General features: G+C 44.9%; 17 protein-coding genes. 11 read left to right on the top strand and 6 right to left on the bottom strand.

The window, feature by feature from the left end:
* Nucleotides 1-311: 311 nt before the first annotated feature.
* The 3 genes from F9K33_10255 (at nt 312) to F9K33_10245 (ending at nt 2,963) form a co-directional block, all read left to right on the top strand.
* On the top strand, nt 312-923 hold the full coding sequence (locus F9K33_10255; GenBank protein KAB2879199.1) for a superoxide dismutase: 612 nt from the start codon (nt 312-314) through the stop codon (nt 921-923).
* Between the two features lie 99 nt (nt 924-1,022).
* Complete coding sequence (locus F9K33_10250) at nt 1,023-1,598, top strand: NADH-quinone oxidoreductase subunit B (GenBank protein ID KAB2879198.1); 576 nt, start codon at nt 1,023-1,025, stop codon at nt 1,596-1,598.
* 69 nt (nt 1,599-1,667) lie between these two features.
* Nucleotides 1,668-2,963 carry a bifunctional folylpolyglutamate synthase/dihydrofolate synthase gene (locus tag F9K33_10245; GenBank protein ID KAB2879197.1) on the top strand — a complete coding sequence of 432 codons (1,296 nt, stop codon included), beginning with the start codon at nt 1,668-1,670 and terminating at the stop codon, nt 2,961-2,963.
* Here F9K33_10245 and F9K33_10240 read toward each other — a convergent pair.
* The 6 genes from F9K33_10240 to F9K33_10215 all read right to left on the bottom strand — a co-directional run bounded on the left by F9K33_10240 (nt 2,947) and on the right by F9K33_10215 (nt 7,719).
* Nucleotides 2,947-3,306, bottom strand: coding sequence for a (2Fe-2S) ferredoxin domain-containing protein (locus tag F9K33_10240; GenBank protein KAB2879196.1), 360 nt, complete (start codon nt 3,304-3,306; stop codon nt 2,947-2,949). The two genes, F9K33_10245 and F9K33_10240, sit on opposite strands and share 17 nt — an antisense overlap.
* 23 nt (nt 3,307-3,329) lie before the next feature.
* On the bottom strand, nt 3,330-3,986 hold the full coding sequence (locus F9K33_10235) for an ATP-dependent Clp protease proteolytic subunit (protein ID KAB2879222.1): 657 nt from the start codon (nt 3,984-3,986) through the stop codon (nt 3,330-3,332).
* Nucleotides 3,987-4,085: 99 nt separating this feature from the next.
* A complete protein-coding gene (locus F9K33_10230; protein KAB2879195.1) occupies nt 4,086-4,790 on the bottom strand; it encodes a pyridoxine 5'-phosphate synthase in 705 nt (234 codons plus the stop codon).
* A gap of 78 nt (nt 4,791-4,868) precedes the next feature.
* Nucleotides 4,869-5,273 (bottom strand): hypothetical protein, encoded by a 405-nt coding sequence (locus tag F9K33_10225; protein ID KAB2879194.1) that lies wholly within the window; start codon nt 5,271-5,273, stop codon nt 4,869-4,871.
* A gap of 14 nt (nt 5,274-5,287) precedes the next feature.
* On the bottom strand, nt 5,288-6,631 hold the full coding sequence (accC, locus tag F9K33_10220; protein ID KAB2879193.1) for an acetyl-CoA carboxylase biotin carboxylase subunit: 1,344 nt from the start codon (nt 6,629-6,631) through the stop codon (nt 5,288-5,290).
* Between the two features lie 137 nt (nt 6,632-6,768).
* Entirely contained in the window at nt 6,769-7,719 is a 951-nt protein-coding gene (locus tag F9K33_10215; GenBank protein KAB2879192.1) for a response regulator, read from the bottom strand.
* 739 nt (nt 7,720-8,458) lie between these two features.
* Here F9K33_10215 and mutS point away from each other — a divergent pair.
* The 8 genes from mutS (at nt 8,459) to F9K33_10175 (ending at nt 18,912) form a co-directional block, all read left to right on the top strand.
* Nucleotides 8,459-11,059: a DNA mismatch repair protein MutS gene (gene mutS, locus F9K33_10210; protein ID KAB2879221.1), complete on the top strand. Its 2,601-nt coding sequence runs from the start codon at nt 8,459-8,461 to the stop codon at nt 11,057-11,059.
* A 5-nt stretch (nt 11,060-11,064) separates the two neighbouring features.
* A complete protein-coding gene (locus F9K33_10205; protein KAB2879191.1) occupies nt 11,065-12,267 on the top strand; it encodes a class I SAM-dependent rRNA methyltransferase in 1,203 nt (400 codons plus the stop codon).
* Nucleotides 12,268-12,486: 219 nt separating this feature from the next.
* Entirely contained in the window at nt 12,487-14,085 is a 1,599-nt protein-coding gene (locus tag F9K33_10200; GenBank protein ID KAB2879190.1) for a hypothetical protein, read from the top strand.
* 5 nt (nt 14,086-14,090) lie between these two features.
* Nucleotides 14,091-14,489 carry a group II truncated hemoglobin gene (locus F9K33_10195; GenBank protein KAB2879189.1) on the top strand — a complete coding sequence of 133 codons (399 nt, stop codon included), beginning with the start codon at nt 14,091-14,093 and terminating at the stop codon, nt 14,487-14,489.
* Between the two features lie 56 nt (nt 14,490-14,545).
* The gene (locus tag F9K33_10190; protein KAB2879188.1) at nt 14,546-14,926 is read left to right on the top strand and encodes a hypothetical protein; all 381 of its coding nucleotides are present in this window, start codon (nt 14,546-14,548) and stop codon (nt 14,924-14,926) included.
* 27 nt (nt 14,927-14,953) lie between these two features.
* Complete coding sequence (locus F9K33_10185) at nt 14,954-16,252, top strand: dihydroorotase (GenBank protein KAB2879187.1); 1,299 nt, start codon at nt 14,954-14,956, stop codon at nt 16,250-16,252.
* 73 nt (nt 16,253-16,325) lie between these two features.
* Complete coding sequence (locus F9K33_10180; GenBank protein KAB2879186.1) at nt 16,326-16,940, top strand: YigZ family protein; 615 nt, start codon at nt 16,326-16,328, stop codon at nt 16,938-16,940.
* Between the two features lie 121 nt (nt 16,941-17,061).
* Entirely contained in the window at nt 17,062-18,912 is a 1,851-nt protein-coding gene (locus F9K33_10175; protein ID KAB2879185.1) for a BamA/TamA family outer membrane protein, read from the top strand.
* Nucleotides 18,913-18,919: the final 7 nt, after the last annotated feature.

Raw genomic sequence — 18,919 nt, 5'->3', positions numbered from 1 at the left:
ATTTGAGATATTATGGCTAAAAAGAAACCGCTACGTGGTTTAATAATATTATTTCCTTTTCTTATTGTCAAGTAAAAATTTTATTCTTCCTATTTATCTATGGAAAATACCATGGCTTTTATCCGAATTGGAATATAGCAGATTAGTAACTGCCCATCTCGACTTACTGACGCTATTGTATAAAGTAAGAGTTGAAAAATTCAGAATATTGATTTTGGGTCAAAAAATCGTTGCGTAGAACATTTTTTTTTGTTAATGTGGTTTGGTTTATTGTATGACAATTCTGATTTTCTAAATAGAAGGAGTTCATTATGGCTTTCACCTTGCCCCCATTGCCTTATCCGCACGATGCGTTAGAACCACATATTGATAAACAAACTATGGAAATCCATCACGGCAAGCATCATCAGGCCTACATAAATAACGCCAATGCGGCGCTGGAAAAATATGCCAACTTACAGTCTAAAACCGCTGAAGAACTTGTTGCAGATCTGAATGCCGTTCCGGAAGACATTCGCACCGCCATCCGCAATAATGCGGGCGGACATGCGAATCATAGTTTTTTCTGGACGGTTATGGGCCCCAACGCAGGCGGAACGCCCAAAGGCGATTTGGCAGATGCGATCAATATGAAGTTCAGCAGTTTTGATAATTTTAAAGCGGAATTTGCAAAAGCTGCCGCGACGCGTTTCGGAAGCGGATGGGCTTGGTTATGCGTGGACGGCAAAGGCAACTTGGTCGTGACAAGCACAGCTAACCAGGACAGCCCCCTTTCGGATAAATTAAAGCCCATACTTGGTTTGGACGTTTGGGAACACGCTTATTACTTGAAGTACCAGAATCGCCGGCCGGATTATGTGACGGCTTTCTGGAGCGTGGTGAATTGGGATAAAGTCGCTGATTATTACAAAAAGGCTAAATAATATATCTGCTTTGTCATCCTGAGCTTGTCAAAGGATGGCAATTTTAATGGGTCATGGTTCGACAAGCTCACCATGACGTTCAGCTAATAGAGAATCAAGATGGATCTAACTAAAGAAATCAAAGACAGCGTATTAACCACGTCGGTGGAAGCTATATGGAATTGGGGACGCAAGAACTCTCTTTGGCCGATGCCGTTCGGCACTGCGTGCTGTGCGATCGAGATGATGGCGGCGCTAGGCCCGCGTTATGATATGGCGCGATTCGGGGCAGAAGCTATCCGCTTTTCGCCGCGCCAGGCCGACCTGATGATCGTTTCCGGGCGCGTCTCGATCAAGATGATGCCGGTGCTTAAACGGATATGGGATCAAATGCCCGATCCGAAATGGTGTATCTCCATGGGCGCATGCGCTTCGACCGGCGGTTTTTTCAATACGTACACGCTCATTCAAGGCGTCGATCAGTTTATTCCGGTGGACGTTTATATACCGGGCTGTCCGCCGCGCCCCGAGGGACTTATTGAAGCGGTTATGAAAATTCAGCGCCTGATCACTAAAAAAGAATCGGTCTACGCCCGCGACATTAAAGACGAGGGGATGTACGGAGATGAGCATGTTGGTATTGAAGGACGAAAAGGCGATTTCGTACCCGAAGTCATCACCGGAATTTATGAATGACATCTATTTTTATTTTTGTATTCTTAAAAGCTGTATTTTTAAATACAGCTTTTTTTTTAACCGCACAGCATGATGACTAGTCCATTCGAAGCAACGCTCAAATATCTCTACGACCTCCAATTTTTTGGAATGAAATTGGGTTTGGATAATACCCGGAGTTTACTAGAATACTTAGAAAACCCGCAGCGTTCGTTTCCTGTCATTCACGTGGCCGGGACCAACGGTAAAGGATCGACCTGTGCCATGCTTGATTCCATCTTTCGCGCGGCCGGATATAAAACAGGATTGTACAGTTCGCCTCATCTCTTCCATTTTAGTGAACGACTCCGAATTAACGGTGCGTGCATTTCAGAGGCGGACATCGTTCGGCTGACCAACAAAATGAGAATTAAGATCGATGAACTAAAATGTACTTTTTTTGAAGCAACAACGGCGATGGCGTTTGATTACTTCAAAGAAAATGAGATAGAGATCGGCATTATTGAAACCGGCCTTGGCGGGCGCCTCGATGCGACAAATGTTGTCGATCCGCTGATTTCAGTTATTACGAATATTGATCTGGAACACACGGGACACCTCGGCAAAACGATGGAATCCATTGCAGTTGAAAAGGCAGGAATTATTAAACCCTACAGGCCATGCCTGATCGGTTTTGTTGACGATAAGGTGAAACACGTTTTTGCCGAAAAGGCGCGTTTAGTAAATTCCACTGCCTTCTATCTCGGTAATGCAACAACATTTTCGAATGTTCGGTTAGAAATTGACCGGTCACAGATAGACCTTAATGTAAACATACATGACGAAAATTATTTTTTTAAAAACATGAATGTGAACCTTGCGGGAAAGCATCAGCTGACTAACGCCGCACTGGCGGTCAGTTCGGTTGTTATCCAAAAACAATTTTCAGTTTCAGAAGATGCGATTCGGCTGGGTTTAGAAAACGTCATGTGGCCTGCGCGTTTGGAAGTAATTCGAAAGGATCCGTGGATTATTGTGGATGCTGCGCACAATCCTGCAGGTATGAAGGTTTTAGCCGAAGCCGTAGAGTCCATCTACAAGCCGCATTTCAATAAATTATTTCTGATCATCGGGATGCTGGCAGATAAAGATTATGCGGAGGCTGTAAGAATTATCGCACCTCATTTTAAGGAAATATATGCTGTAACGCCTCGAAATGAACGTGCATTAAAGGCAGAGGTTTTGGCAGAGAACATCCGGCAATTTTATTCTCAAGTCAAAGCGGCAGAGTCTTTTGGAAATGCTTTTCTGGATATTCAATCTAAGATGAATTCTAATGACCTGTTGGTGATTACAGGATCACACTTCCTTTTGTCCGAACTTAAGAATATCAGGATGACTTCTTAGGTTTATGTTCGCAGGCGGATGTATTAATGCAGGATTCTTTAAGTTTCAGTCTTTCGACGGTTTTGCTTTCAACAAGTGATTTTATAATTTCATCCGCGTCTTCCGCTTTTACTCCGCCGTACCATACGGCCTCCGGATAGATAACAACCGTTGGCCCGTGCTCACAGTGATCCAGACAGCCTGCCTTATTTGATCTGACTTTCCCATCCAATCCGTATTTTTTTACTGATTCTTTGAACAGTTTCAGTAATTCGCTTTTCCCGTCTGAATTACACGACCCGCGCGGGTGTCCGGTTTCTCTTGTGTTCTGACAGATGAAGATATGGTGTTCAAATTTTGCCATATGAACTTATGTTATGATTCAATTTAAATAGCGCTGATCTTTTCAACGCTGCGTGAAATCATGCCGTAAGCAATGGCTTCTTCGGTAGTGAACCAGTAATCACGATTAGTATCTTCGGCCACTTTTGTTATCGGTTGACCCGTTTCGAATGCTAAGATCTCATTTAATTGTTCACGCAGGCGGACGATCTGCTGCGCGCTGATCTGAATGTCTTTGGTGCTTCCACGAACGCCGCCAAGAGGCTGATGTATCATGATACGTGAATGCGGGAGAGCCAATCGGTTTTCTTTTTTCGCGGCCGCTAAAACGATTGCCGCCGCGCTGGCCGCTAATCCGCAGACAATGGTTTTTACAGGCGCATCAATTAGTTTAATCAGATCATAAATGGCAAGTCCGTCATCTGCGACGCCTCCGGGAGAATTGATAAACAGTTTAATTTCTTTTTTCGAATCCTGTTCGTTCAAGAACAGCAGTTGGGAGATCAGACGGCGCGTCACTTTCGGTTCGATTTGTTCAAAAAGCAGCACGGTGCGCGACTTGAGAAAGAATTCCATCATTTTCTTTCCAAGCGGATCCTCTTTTTCGTCATCTTTTTTTGTTTCTTCTTCTTGCTCCTCTTCTTCATCCAGCCGTGCAATAAGATGCTTATCCTTAGCCCAAAGTTCAGTATCATTGGTCATGTCAGACATTGAAAACTCCTGTTTTATTATTTGAATATTATTTTTTTCAGATTTCAGTTTGGTGCTTTATACAGCGTTTGGACTCCTGACGCAAACACGTCATTTGACAATAGTAACAAAATCTCTGACTGCCTGATCCAATCCTACGAACAAGGCCCGCGATACCACGGAATGGCCGACATTAATTTCTTCGATCTCGTCGATTTTGATTAGGTCGCGCACATTGGTATAATTCAAATGACCGGACGCCGTCACGCCTAAATTAAGTTTTGCGGCCGCCATCGCCATGGCTTTGATGTTTTCAAGTTCCTGTTCCATAAGCGTCAAAGTGTCCGATTTAACATACTTTTCAGTATTCAGTTCAATATAGTCGCATCCGATTTTAACCGCTGACTTGATTTCGTTTGCATCGGGCTCAATCAGGGCACTAACCACGATTCCACCGGCGCGAAGGACGCTGATTAAGGACATTAATTGATTTTCATTCTGTTGCACCGCAATACTTTTGATTTCGTTTACTTCCATGCGGATCAACGTCACCATTTCTGCCCTGGCATTGATTGCCAATTGGACCATCTCATGGTTCGGCGTGATACGGAGATTAAAATGGGTATGAATGCAGTCTTTCAATATTTTTACGTCGCGCGGTTCTTTGGACGAAGCAATTCCCTGTAAGGTATACACAATACTGTCCGCTCCTGCCATCTCGATCATAGCAATCGCATGCACCGGATCAGGTAAATTTTGTCCGCCCAGGGTACGCAGCGCCGTGATCGCGTCCACGATAATTCCAAGTCGTTTCAAGGTCGTACTCCGTTTGTGTTTCGTTTTTTTGTTGTTTCTATATTCGCTAAATAATCCATGAAATTCAACTGAAAACCTTTATTCATACAGCGGCGGCAAATCGGGGTCGTGCTCTTCGTGTGACAGATCATTCACGTAAATTTCCTTTATATCGTCCGATGTAATAATGATCACCGGGCTTCCCGACGGGCGGCGCACTTCGGATGCGAAATATTTCCAGTAAATACCCTCATCGTATTTCATCCATTTCACCCATCCGAAATAAGCCCATTGTTCACGCAGCAAAAATGCCGGACAACGAAATCCGATCGGTACGTCTACATTTTTTATAGTCTTGAACTCGAAATGATTGTGCAGGAGCCGCTGAATAAATTCTTCCCTAATATTCTGCTCGTCCCAAGTCAGTTCATGCTTGCTGCGTTTTACGATTCGCCCCAAAATGATTTCGTCGAGTGCCTGTATGATCTCGTTATCTATTACCATAATTTTATATTTCGTTATATTCCCAGCAGGCGTTCAACGAATTTTGTATCCACATCGCCGCTGACAAAATTCTCATTACGCATCATCTGTTTATGAAACGGAATAGTCGTTTTGACGCCCTCGATAATAAATTCATCCAAAGCCCCGTACATTTTTTCGATAGCTTCCGCCCTGTCCTCACCGAGCACAATCAGCTTTCCGATCATGGAATCGTAGTTCGAAGGAATCTGGTATTCGGCATAGGCATGGGAATCCACGCGGATGCCGTATCCGTTTGGGATATGAAACGCGTGTATCTTACCTGCGGAAGGACGAAAATTATGTTCAGGATCTTCGGCGTTTATCCGGCATTCGATCGCATGACCCTTGGGTTTCAGCTCAGACTGAATGAAAGGAAGTTTGTCACCCGCCGCGACGCGAATCTGCCATTTAATAAGATCGATGCTGTACACCATTTCCGTGACGCAATGCTCCACCTGGATGCGGGTATTCATTTCCATGAAATAAAAATTCTTATCCTTATCAAGCAGAAATTCAATCGTACCGACGCCTTCATACTCGACGCTTTTGGCGCCGCGAACGGCGGCTTCGCCCATACGTTCCCGTAAAGCTTCGTCCACGGCCGGAGACGGCGATTCTTCGATTAACTTCTGATGGCGCCGCTGCATGGAACAGTCGCGTTCGCCGAGATGAAATACATTGCCGTGCTGATCGCCGATCAACTGAATTTCCACGTGGCGGGGACGTTCGATGAATTTTTCTATGTACACTTCCGGATTTCCAAATGCCGTCTGGGCTTCACTCCGTGCCGTGTTAAACGCATTTTCAAATTCCGATTCTTCTCTCACGATACGCATGCCGCGCCCGCCGCCGCCGGCAGTTGCTTTGACTATTACCGGTAACCCGGCCTGCTCTATAATCTCTCTGGCATGAGCCATGTCCCTTACAATTCCATCACTGCCCGGCACAACCGGCACACCGGCTTTTTTCATGGTATCCTTGGCAAACGCTTTATCTCCCATTTTCTGGATCATGTCGGATCTCGGGCCGATGAATTTAATTCCTACCGATTCACAAATTTCCGCGAACTTGATATTTTCTGAAAGAAAACCGTATCCCGGGTGAATTCCGTCCGCGCCGGAAATTTCCGCCGCGCTCATGATCTGGGGAATATTCAGATAACTCTGCGCGCTGGGCGGCGGTCCGATACATATAGCCTCGTCGGCAAAACGGACATGGAGTGAATTAGCATCCGCTTCGGAATATACCGCTACGGTTTTAATGCCGAGCTCCCTGCAAGCGCGTATTACGCGAAGCGCTATTTCACCGCGGTTGGCGATCATGACCTTTTTGAACATAGGTTCCTTTCATTTTTCGTCAGATTTCATATGTCTATAGAACACGGATGACACTGATAATACGGATTCAAACGGATTTGTTTTTAATCTATTAATCAGTGGAAATCAGTCAAATCCGCGTTATCCGTGTTCCATTTTTAATTTACACCCGCAACGGCACTTCTCCGGTCAATCCAGTAATTGCTTCCAGGCTTTGACTTTAGCATTTTCTTAACTTCGCTGGCGATCTGCGCGATTTGGCCGACGTTGGTCAACTTGTTGTTCTCGTTACTCACCACGGCAATCGAAATCGACATCAGCGGAAATTGATCGGTCTCATCTTTTCGGTTTTTTGTAATAATAAATCCCTTTTTACGGTCTTCCTCGTTGTATAATTCAGGGTAAATTTCATTCAATGTATCGATAATATTTTTGCAAATAGAATCGATCTTGTCTCTCTGCGATATAACAAAGGCGAAATCGTCTCCGCCGACATGCCCGATAAAATCGTCTTTCGTTCCGAGTTCGCTGACCGCCTGCGTAATAACCTCCGCAGTTTTTTTAATAACTTCATCGCCTGATTTAAAACCGTATTTATCGTTGTACGCTTTAAAATTATCCAGATCGGCATAGCATACCGCAAATTCAAATCCCGCTTTGATGCGGAAATTGATATCGTCCTCGATCGCATAGTTCCCCGGTAACTTGGTAAGCGGATTCGCGCCAAGGCTGTCCTTGTAGCGCCGGATCAGCGCTTCCAGCCGCGCAACCAATTCCTCATGGTCTACATCTTTAGTAATATAATCGTCCGCACCTGTTTTTAACGACCGGATCTTGTCGGTCACCTGATCGCTGGAACTGAACATGACGACCGGCACGTTGCGCGTGAACGGACGTTCCTTTAGTTTTTCACGCACAACATGACCGCTAATGTCCGGCATATTAATATCGAGCAGGATGAGATCGGGATGCGCAGTTTGAATTAACTCAATTCCCTCATTGCCGCTTGCCGCCGTTAGGACTTCAAAACCTTTATTCTGCAAAATCGTCGAGAAAATGAAAATTTTATCCGGCTCGTCGTCGATCATCAGTATTTTTTCCCGGGACATGCGCCTTTCCTGCCGCCATTGACATCAATGGCGTTTTATTAAAGTCGTCAAAAAAATATCAAAACTATTCCCAAAAGTCAATCGTGGATTCAGTGACAAAAAGCCTTTGAAAAAGTAGGCTATTATGCCTATAATCAAATCCATTATCTCACAAACGAAGAAATCGCATCGCATTTTCACCTCCTTAGAGGTTGTTGCAATATGACATGTTGTCTTCAAATATTTTACTTGAGTCATGCTTTGGTATTCCCGGCCTTGATAAAAATGCCGGTGAAACCCGAGTTCGCAGTATAACTTCTGCGAAAAACGGCTATCACTAACGTTCTAATTTAACGTATCGTGAAGATTGAGAATCGTTTTTCGCAACCCACTCTGCGAACGAGGGTTTAGGCATTTTTATCACAGCCGAAGTTTTCTTTGCCGCTTTCTTTTTAAAAAGAAAGCGGATTCAAAGTCATTAGAGTTTGCAATAAACTATATGTAAGATGAACACCGTTTGGAAAAACCATTCTTCTTTCTTTTGCTGGCACAAAAGAAAGAAGGAAATGCTCCAGAGGCGCATCAGCCTCCGGCTGAGAAAAGTGCCTTGGGCTGTAACGATCATATTACCTTTCTCATTACTATTGACACAATGGCGCAAAAATAACTCATTCTGCAACGGCCTCGAAGGAGGGGAACTGGACAAATATAAATTATGTCGATCACTCCTAAAATAGAATTAAAAGATTCCACGCCATTGATGCGCCAGTATTTTGAGATCAAATCAAAATACACGGATACGGTTTTACTCTACCGCATGGGCGATTTTTATGAAACGTTTGACGACGATGCGCGAACGGTTCACAAGATCCTCGGTATCACACTGACCAAACGCGCCAACGGCAAAGCGGCGGAAGTTGCTCTTGCCGGTTTCCCGCATCATGCGCTGGACAATTATCTCCCAAAACTGATCCGAGCCGGGTTCCGCGTTGCGGTGTGTGAGCAGCTCGAAGACCCCAAAATGGCCAAGGGCATTGTCAAACGGGATGTGATCGAAATTGTCACGCCGGGCACGACGCTCTCGGACAAAATTCTCAATCAAAAATCGAATAATTTCCTTGCCTGCGTTATCACGGACAAAACCGGGCCTGAAACGGTTTTTGGATTATCCATCATGGACGCGTCCACGGGAGAATTTCTCGTCGGCGAATTTTCGGAAAAAGATTTTTTGGATCAGATGAACGTATTCATGCCGTCGGAGATTGTTGTTCCCGTTTCCCTCCATGAGGCGCTTAAGAACATGTTCCAATCGGCCAAATGGCCGCATGTTGTCACGCGGCAGGAAGATTGGCTTTTTTCTTACCAGTACGCCTACGACATTCTCATCGCGCATTTCAAAACCCATTCTCTTAAAGGCTACGGCGTGCAGGATCTCCATCCGGGATTATGCGCGGCGGGCGCCGGCCTGCATTATTTAAAAGAAACCCAGCGAACCGACGTGGCGCACATCAATCGGATGGGTAAACTCGATCAAACTGATTTTATGATGCTCGATACCGTTACCCTGCGAAACCTGGAGATCATGAGTTCGACCCACGACGGTTATGCTCATGGAAGTTTGATCTCTATTTTGGATCAGACGGTTACAGCCATGGGCGGACGCATGCTTAAACAATGGATCACACGGCCGCTAAAGAATATAGAAAAAATTCAATCCCGCCTGGATGCCGTGGGCGAACTGGTGCACTCCGGAAAACTGCGCGATCAGCTCATGACCCTGCTCAAAGATATCGGCGATCTGGAAAGGCTGATATCCAAAGCTTGCGCCAATCGTATTAATCCGCGTGAAATTCGCGCGCTCTGTTCATCGCTGGAGATCATCCCCTCGATCAAAACAGAAATGGAATTAGCAAAAAGCCCCGCCTTGGCGCTAATCAGGGATTCCCTTGTTAGCCTGGAAACGCTGACGCAGGAGATTAATCGCGCGCTCGTGGATGAACCGTCCCTGCAGATCAAAGACGGCAATGTAATTCGGGCGGGCTTCAACGAAGAACTCGATACGCTGCGCAGCACGGCGTTTGACGGAAAAAATTATATCGCGAATATTCAGAGCCGTGAGCGTGAACGAACGGGCATCGGTTCGCTCAAAGTCCAATTCAATAACGTGTTCGGATATTATATCGAAATTACGCACACGCACAAAGACAAAGTACCGGCCGACTATATCCGTAAGCAGACCATGGTCAATGCGGAACGATTTATCACGCCGGAACTCAAGGAGTATGAGGAAAGAGTGCTGACAGCGGAAGAGAAGATCAACCGCCTGGAAATGGAGCTCTTTGATCAATTGCGAAAAACGATTACGGATTATACTGCCGATATCCAAAAAAACGCATCGCTAATCGCGGAAATGGATTGTTATTTCTCATTTGCTGAAACCGCGACGCTAAACAAATACGTCAAGCCGGCTGTGACCGATTCCGATTCGCTGCTGATCCGTGAAGGGCGACATCCGGTTGTTGAAAAAATACTGCCGCCGGATGAGCCGTTTATTCCGAACGATCTTACGATGAACGCTGATAGCCAGATCCATCTTATTACCGGGCCGAATATGGCGGGAAAAAGCTGTTATCTTCGTCAGGTCGGACTCATCGTCCTCTTGGCTCAAGTGGGAAGTTTTGTTCCGGCCGCTTCTGCGGAGATCGGATTGGTGGATAAAATTTTTACCCGCGTAGGCGCATCGGATAATCTCGCGGCCGGCGAAAGCACATTTCTTATTGAAATGAATGAGACGGCAAACATTCTCAATAATGCGACGTCACGAAGCCTGATCTTGTTGGACGAGATCGGCCGCGGCACGAGTACGTTCGATGGGCTTTCCATCGCCTGGGCGGTAACGGAATATTTACACAATCACACGGATCAAAAACCGAAAACTTTGTTTGCCACACATTACCACGAGCTCGTGGAACTTGAGGAACTGCTTCCCCGCGTTAAAAATTATAATATGCAGGTCAAAAAATACGGCGACAAAATTATCTTCATTCGCAAAATCGCTCCGGGCGGATGCGATCACAGTTTCGGCATCGAAGTCGCGCAATTAGCCGGACTGCCAAAGGACGTGATCCAGCGCGCCAAAGAAGTCATGAAAAATCTGGAGTCACACAATATTTCCGCACATAAAGATAAAAACGAACTTACAAAAGGCGCCGATTCGCCCATGCAAATCACCTTATTTGAAGATACGCTAGGGCAAAAAATCAAAGAAGCATTGGCGCAAATTGACGTGGATGCGCTGACGCCGCTCGAAGCGCTGAATGCGCTGAGTGAATTAAAAAATAAACTGGAGAAAGAGAGTTAGGCTGATTGAACAAGGTTAGGCTCAAAGAAAAAAAAGATAAAAAGATCCGTAACAATTACCTCTGGATTTTTCGTGACGATGTGTCCACACAGTTCAAGGATCGGGATACTATCGAGAACGGGTCCATCGTGGAAGTTTACGATTCGGAGAATAAATTTCTTGCTATCGGCACGTACAATTCCCAATCGCATATTCTGGTTCGAATTCTATCTAAACAAAACATTGCCGTAGATAAAAGCTTTTTTTTACATCGCATTAAGAAAGCCGTTCAATTTCGGGACAACCAAAAAATCAACTCGGATGCAAGGCGGCTCATTCACGCCGAAGCCGATATGCTGCCCGGTTTAATGGTGGATCAATTTGGCGATTATCTCGTGATGCAGATACGCTCGCTCGGGATGGAAAAATTTAAAAAGGAGATCGTTGAAATACTGGTTGAACTCGTAAAGCCTAAAGGAATTTACGAGCGCAGCGATATGGAATCGCGCGCGGAAGAAGGGTTAGACAAATGTGCGGGTACAGTGTACGGCGAAGTTCCGGCATCTATCGAGATTTTTGAAAATGACATGAAATTTCTTGTGGATGCGATCAAAGGGCACAAAACCGGTTTTTATCTTGATCAGCGTGATAATCGCGATTTCGTACGCTCGTTGATAAAGCCCAATCAAAAGGCTCTCGATCTGTTTTCATATACCGGCGCTTTTACGGTCGCGCTTGCCAAAGCAGGCGCTATTGTGACGGCAATTGATCTTGATCCCGATGTTGTGGGTTTTGCCAAAGAAAACGTACAATTAAACGGCGTTGAAAAAAAATGTGAATTCCTTACGTGCGACGTTTTCGAATTTTTAGACGAGCAAACCGAATTACAAAAAACAGAGGCGGGCAAAGTACAAAAATACGATCTGATCGTTATCGATCCGCCGGCCATCGCTAAGCGCAAAGAAGGAATGGAAAAACTTAAGTGGGCCTATTGGAAATTATTGCTTAATTCTCTTAAATTACTCAATACCGGCGGGCATATCGTCTTATCGTCCTGCGCCTATCACATGTCCACGGACCTGATGCGGGAAGCGGGCCGTTATGCTTCAGCGGATTTGGGAGTACGTCTGCGTGTGGTTCATACTTCGTACCAACCACCGGATCATCCGCACATTCTGCAAATTCCGGAAACGCTGTATCTGAAAACGATTTTCTTTCAAATGCTCTAAAGTAATTTTTTAATGATATTCTGTAAGAATATTTTTTGAATTAAAGAGGAAACTCAGCCCTGAAAGGGAACTACTAATGATACGAAATGGGATTTCCTCGCAGTATGAAAGTTTTTCTTAGAACAAAAAAGTTTCTTACGGAATAGCATATTCTGCTCTGACTCAAAATGATCAATAATTAACCTTTGTTAAAATGAAACACCTAATCGAGGAGACCTTATGAAAACAAATTGGATTGCCGCTTTGATCGTCGCCGTTATGAGCTTATGGTATCTCGGCTGTTACGAAACCAAATTGGATTATACTGTAAATCCCGACGGATCGGGAAAAGTGCTTGTTGAGGTCAAGGCTACGCCTATGATGGAAACGAATCAAGGTAACGCCGGCGCCTCGCTGGCAAAGGATGTGCTGAAAAATTCCGCGGGTATTGATACTTGGAAAGATATTGAATACAAAAAAACTGACGACGGAAAAAATTTCTTTAAAGGAACGGCCTATTTCACTGATATTACAAAAGTTCGTTTCAAAAATATCAGCATGTTGGATTCTATTAATTTCTACAAGGACGCGCAAAATAACCTGATACTTGAGATGAATAGTGAAAGCAAATCGGAAAAAAAGGCATCAACAAAAACGAACCTCTCGAGCGAGGAGGTAGACAAATTTGTTACGGAACAAAAATCACAGTTTGCTCAGATGAAGCCGATGATGGGCGCTTTCTTGGGAACCATGACGACGGATATTAGTTTTCAATTGCCGGGAAAAATAGAAAAAGTAAATAATTTCAAAATGGATAAAAGCGGCCTGTTGCGGGTTTCGTTTAACGGACAGAAACTTCTGGATGCCCTTGATAAGCTTATGGCGAATGAGGAATGGTGGCGCGCGCAAGCCCTTGCAGGATCGGATCTCCAGAAAGGCCCGCCGTCGGGATTTGAAATGAACGAACAACTTTTCGGTGAAAAAGGACCTGTGCGCGCTTCTTCTAAGGGCAAATTTAAAGCCTTTTTTGACTATGCCACAGAGATGGCCGCAGCGCAGGCTGCATACGATGCGATGATCACGACGCTGGGTCTTGTGGATGAATCGGCACAACCCGCAAAAAAAGTTGAAAACTACCAAGGCGGGAATTTCAATAACGTGAAAATCGTCCGTACCACCTTATCCAATTTATCCGATCCGGATTATAATTTATTCGGGAACGATCAAAGTTACCGTTTGTCTCTTTTGGGAGAATTACCGGGCGCTTTATTAGCGGCAGAAAGGGCAGTTGTTACCAGAGCCATAGCTGATAACGGAGACGACCTTCTACCAACGGACGAATGGAGCCGAGAAACAACGTATTTGCAAGTATCCCAAAGCGCTTCTCATATATTATGGGACGTGACGCTGTTGGTTCCGGATCAAACGGTCAAAGGAATTAAAGAACTGTCAGGATTTGTTTATGCCAGTTCGGCATCGGGCGCCAAATGGGTTGACACGGGAATAAAAGAATTGAAAGAAGGCTCGCGAGGCACTTCGTTTGATGTCACGATCGAAACTATCACGCAAAATGAATCGTCTCAGGAAATCAGCCTGAAATTTGCCGTTTCCTATACTATGATCAAAGATATTCAAATTCTCGATGCCACAGGCAAAGTACTCAACACCCAAAAATATTCCAGTTCCGATTTCGGTGACGGCTGCACGATTGGTTTATATATCGACGGCCAGTTTCCTCCGAAAGGTTCCGTTAAGATCGAAATGTATGAAGATGTACAAAAGCTCGAGATCCCTTTCAGTATAACTAACGTTTCTCTTCTTGGTCATCCGATGAAATAAGGCGCATGAACGAAATAGCATTAAACCAAATCGGCGCGCTCTATCATAAACTCGGTGAAGACGCCATTCAAAATCTGGTAAACCGGTTTTATGATATAATGGATTCTGACCCGAATGCGGCAGGTATACGCGCCATGCATAAAAACCTTGACGCGTCGCGCGAAAAGCTGTTTAAGTTCTTAATCGGACGATTCGGCGGGCCGCCCTTGTACGTAGAAAAATACGGGCATCCTATGTTGCGCGCCAAACACGCGCCGTTTTCGATCGGAACGGCCGAACGAGATCAGTGGCTGTCGTGCATGCAGAGGGCAATGGACGATTGCATAGGCGACAAGGAACTGATCCCGGTTATGAAAGATTTTTTTGTAATGGTCGCCGATTCGATGAGAAATAAAACTGAGTGATTGAAATTGGTTTTCTGAAACATTAGATTTACAAAAATTCATGCGATAGGTTTGCCATGTATAAATATCTTCTTCTTGCTTTTCTTTTAATGCTAACCGCGGGCTGCGCCAGTAATTATTATTTAAGCGAAAAAAAGGAACTGGATGAATCCGAAAGAAAAAACCGGTATGCGGAATTGGAACAGATTATCCAGACCATCAAGCCGGGCGACGCGGTTACGCTTGTCTTGTATAACGGCGAGACGTATGACGGAACATTTTATTCCAATATAGATGGGATTGTTTCACTGCGTATGGGCGATGCATTTCGAGATACGGAATTAAGCGACGTTCGCGGTATCGCGCTTAAGCCGCAAGACCGGATGAAGAAAGTCATGATGGCGCTCATGTTCGCGACCATAGCCGGTATCATAACAACTTTTGTAGTTACTCACTAATTTCACTTTAATCCGAGCAGGACATTGATGGCACGAGAAGTATCAGCAAAACCCCTACCCCAGCAGCTTCTGTTGAAAAATGTGCGGTTGATCGACGTTTTGAATCGCCGCGATGAAGTTACGGACATTCTTATTAAGAACGGGAAAATAGAAAAGATCGGTAAAATCAGTCAGTCCGGCGCCGACACTATAGATCTTTCAGGTAAAATAGTTACGCACGGTTTTATCGATATGCACGTGCACCTGCGCGAACCCGGCCGCGAGGATAAAGAAACGGTTTGGACCGGATGTAATGCCGCAATGGCGGGCGGTTTTACCGCAATCGCTTGTATGCCGAACACTACGCCTCCGATAGATTCTCCCGATACCGTGCTTTTTGTAAAATCGCGCGCTGAAAAACACCTCGTGGACGTATATCCCGTGGGCTGTGTCAGTAAAAATCGCGAGGGAAAGGAATTGGCGGAAATAGGTAATCTTGTCGAGGCGGGCGCGGTGGGTATTTCTGACGACGGCGATCCGGTCTACAACGCAGAAATCATGCGCCGCGCTCTCGAATATGTAAAAATGTTCGACATTCCGGTAATTGAACATGCAGAGGATAAACAATTATCCAATCGCGGATCCATGCACGAAGGCTTTACATCCACGCGACTGGGCATACGCGGCATCCCGAGTATAGCGGAAGAAACTATTGTTGCGAGGGATATTTTGTTAGCCGAATATACGGACTCCCGCGTTCATATCGCGCACATTTCATCCGGCGGAACGGTTCGGCTCGTGCGCGAAGCAAAAAAACGCGGGATCAAAGTCACGTGTGAAGTCTGTCCGCACCATTTCACGCTCACCGATCTGGCCGTGGAAAACTATAATACGTTTGCAAAAATGAATCCGCCGCTGCGTGAGCAAAAAGATGTGGACGAGATCAAAAAGGGTTTGCAGGACGGAACGATCGATATTATTGCAACGGATCACGCACCGCATACCGTTGAGGATAAAGAATGCGAATTTGACCATGCGGCTTTTGGCATTACCGGATTAGAAACGTGCGTGGGTATCACGCTCTCCGATCTGGTACACAAAAAAGTTATTTCTCTCGATTCTGCGATAGATAAACTTGCTATTGCGCCGAGGAAATTACTTAACCTGCCGCTACCGGAATTTACGGCAGGCGCTTCCGCAACATTCACCATTCTCGATTTAGAAAAAGTATGGAAATACGACGTCTCGCAAACCTGTTCCAAATCCGTCAATACGCCATACCATAATTACGAAATGCGCGGCAAAGCGATCGGCGTCATTCATAAAAACAAAATATTTATGGAATAATTTCCCAGTCCAAGAAGGCAATATACCGTATCTTTGAACGCCGTTTGATTTTCTTTCCACAAAAACCATACCCATGATTACGGATGAATTTTATACGATCAAAGATGAAAAAAAATCTGAAATCAAAGTAAAAGGCTCCACTTTTATCGGAAGCGCCTGCCCGATCGAATCCCGTGAACATGCGGAACAATTTCTTGCCTCTATTCAAAAAAAATATTTTGATGCAACTCACCATTGTTATGCCTATCGGGCCGGAATTGAATCTAATTTATCCTTTCGTTACCACGACGACGGGGAACCATCCGGCACCGCCGGAAAGCCGATCTATCAAGTCATCACAGGCCGGAAGTTGACTAATCTCATTATTGTGGCGACACGTTATTACGGAGGAACAAAATTAGGCACCGGCGGCCTTGCCCGCGCGTATTCCGACTGCGCCGTTGACGTAATTACTTACTGCGATATTATCAAACGAATAATTTATAAAAACGTCCGCGTTCAGTTTCCATATGACGAAACGAGCGTGGTCATGCGCCAGATTGACTTGTTCGAAGCGAAAATAACTGAGACCAAGTACGATATACAAACTGAAATGATGATCTCCATTCGAGCCGGCGAAACTGAACGGTTTTGCTCCCAATTAGTAGACTTAACGCGCGGCAAGATTGTTATTCTTAGACAGGATTAATCGTTCACCACGGAGACACAGAGAATCATAGAATAAGTGCTTGTGTGGAATTCCATAAACTTGTTCTCTGTACCGCTGCGGTATGATGCATTATATCGGAATATCAACAAGATAACATGATATGAAACCCGCATTATTTATAATTACCTGCGTCGCCTTTCTTATCTTTTCAACGCCGGCATTCAGCCAAACAGAGTCAAACTCAATTGAATCCCCGGCAACAATCAAGAGGATCAGCGTTGAGGGCGCCGCGCAGGTTTCAGAGAGTTATATTCTCGAAAACCTCCGATCACGTAAAAACAATTTTTTTGATCGAGCTGCGCTTGACCGCGACTTACGACAGATCCTCCGCCTGTATAGCCTGAAAAATTTGTATTTGATCCAAATTGATTCCGTTCATTATATTTTTTCCGATGATTCTTCAGAAGTTAGCATCCAAATCTTGGTTACAGAAAATAAAGTAATTTCCATTGGAAATATCGAATTTAAAGGAAACCCCTCTTTAACCGTTTCCGATCTGCTCAACGTGATGAACTCGAATGTGAATAAATCTTTCGATCCAAAAACTCTTGAGATGGATATCGAGGAAATCCTTCGTTTGTATGAAGACTCCGGATATCCGTTTGCGAAGGTCACGGTTGCTGAACTAAAATTGTATGAAGAAAAAGGTCAGCCCAAACTTGCCATTAGTCTCCATGTGTCGGAAAATCAAAAAACAATGTTGACTCAATTAGAAATGAGCGGTCAGCAACAAACAAGAAGTAATGTTTTGCTAAGAGAAATGAGGCTCACTCTACCCCGCTTATTTCGCAGAACCGACATTGAAGCCGGCCTTGCGCGAATACGCCGATTCCCTTTTATTACCGAAGCGCGGGCCGGTGAACTTGCGGCAAACAGCGACAGCAGTTACCGTCAGCAAATTAGTATAAACGAGGGCCCGTCAAATATTATTGACGGCGTTGCTGGGTATGTTCCGAAAACCACCGCATCCAAAGGATATTTTACCGGCATTGCCAATTTGTCTTTTCTAAATCTTTATGGAACCGCGAGGCGTCTCGACGTGCGTTGGCAGAAAAAGAACAGGTATTCCCAGGAATTCCTGATTGCATATACCGAGCCGTGGATATTTAACTTTCCCTTAAACCTAAGCGGATCATTTCAGCAGTTGGTTCAAGATACAACGTATGTGGAACAACAAATGACTCTGGACGGGAGTGTCTGGCTGGGTACGTTCGGCGCCGGCCTGTTCGGGCTTAAATTAAAATATGTGGACGCAGCCGATCCCGTAACTTCTTTTTTGTATAATATTCCCACGGCGCAATTTGCATCGGCCTATATCGGATTATCTTATGATACCCGTGATACTCCTTACAACCCAAGGAAAGGCACATTCTACAAAGCGCAGATCGAATACGGAAGAAAAAATGAAGACCGACTGACTGCAAACAATAGCGCTTCCGATACACTGATAGTTAACGGACTTCCCGTGATCGTTGAAAAAAACAGCCGCACGCTCTCTACCCAGAAAGTTACTTTAGATTTTGAAACGATCATTTCCGTCACGAGACAGTTGGTGTTTTATAATGCTCTGCACGGCGCAGTATATAAATCGCCGCAAACGCTCGTGCCATACAGTGAGCAGTTACGCTTCGGCGGACTCAAAACCCTTCGGGGCTACACGGAAGATTTTTTCAACGGCACCCGTGTCGGGTGGAATAATTTTGAACTGCGCTGGCTGACGTCGCCGAGATCACGTATATTTACTTTTGTTGATCTCGGATATTATTATCGCAACGCTTCATCCCCTGTTGATCAAAATAGGATCATCAAGGAAGACGGATGGCCGATCGGATACGGGTTTGGTATTCGATTTGAAACGCAATTAGGGCTTTTCGCTTTGGATTTCGGTTTAGGAAAAAAAGATTCTTTTGGAAACGGTAAAATTCACTTTGGTATCGCCGGACAGTTTTAATTTAATT

The sequence above is a fragment of the bacterium genome (assembly GCA_008933615.1).
In the GTDB taxonomy this organism is placed as follows: domain Bacteria; phylum CLD3; class CLD3; order SB21; family SB21; genus SB21.
This window is presented reverse-complemented; position numbering and strand designations above follow the sequence as displayed.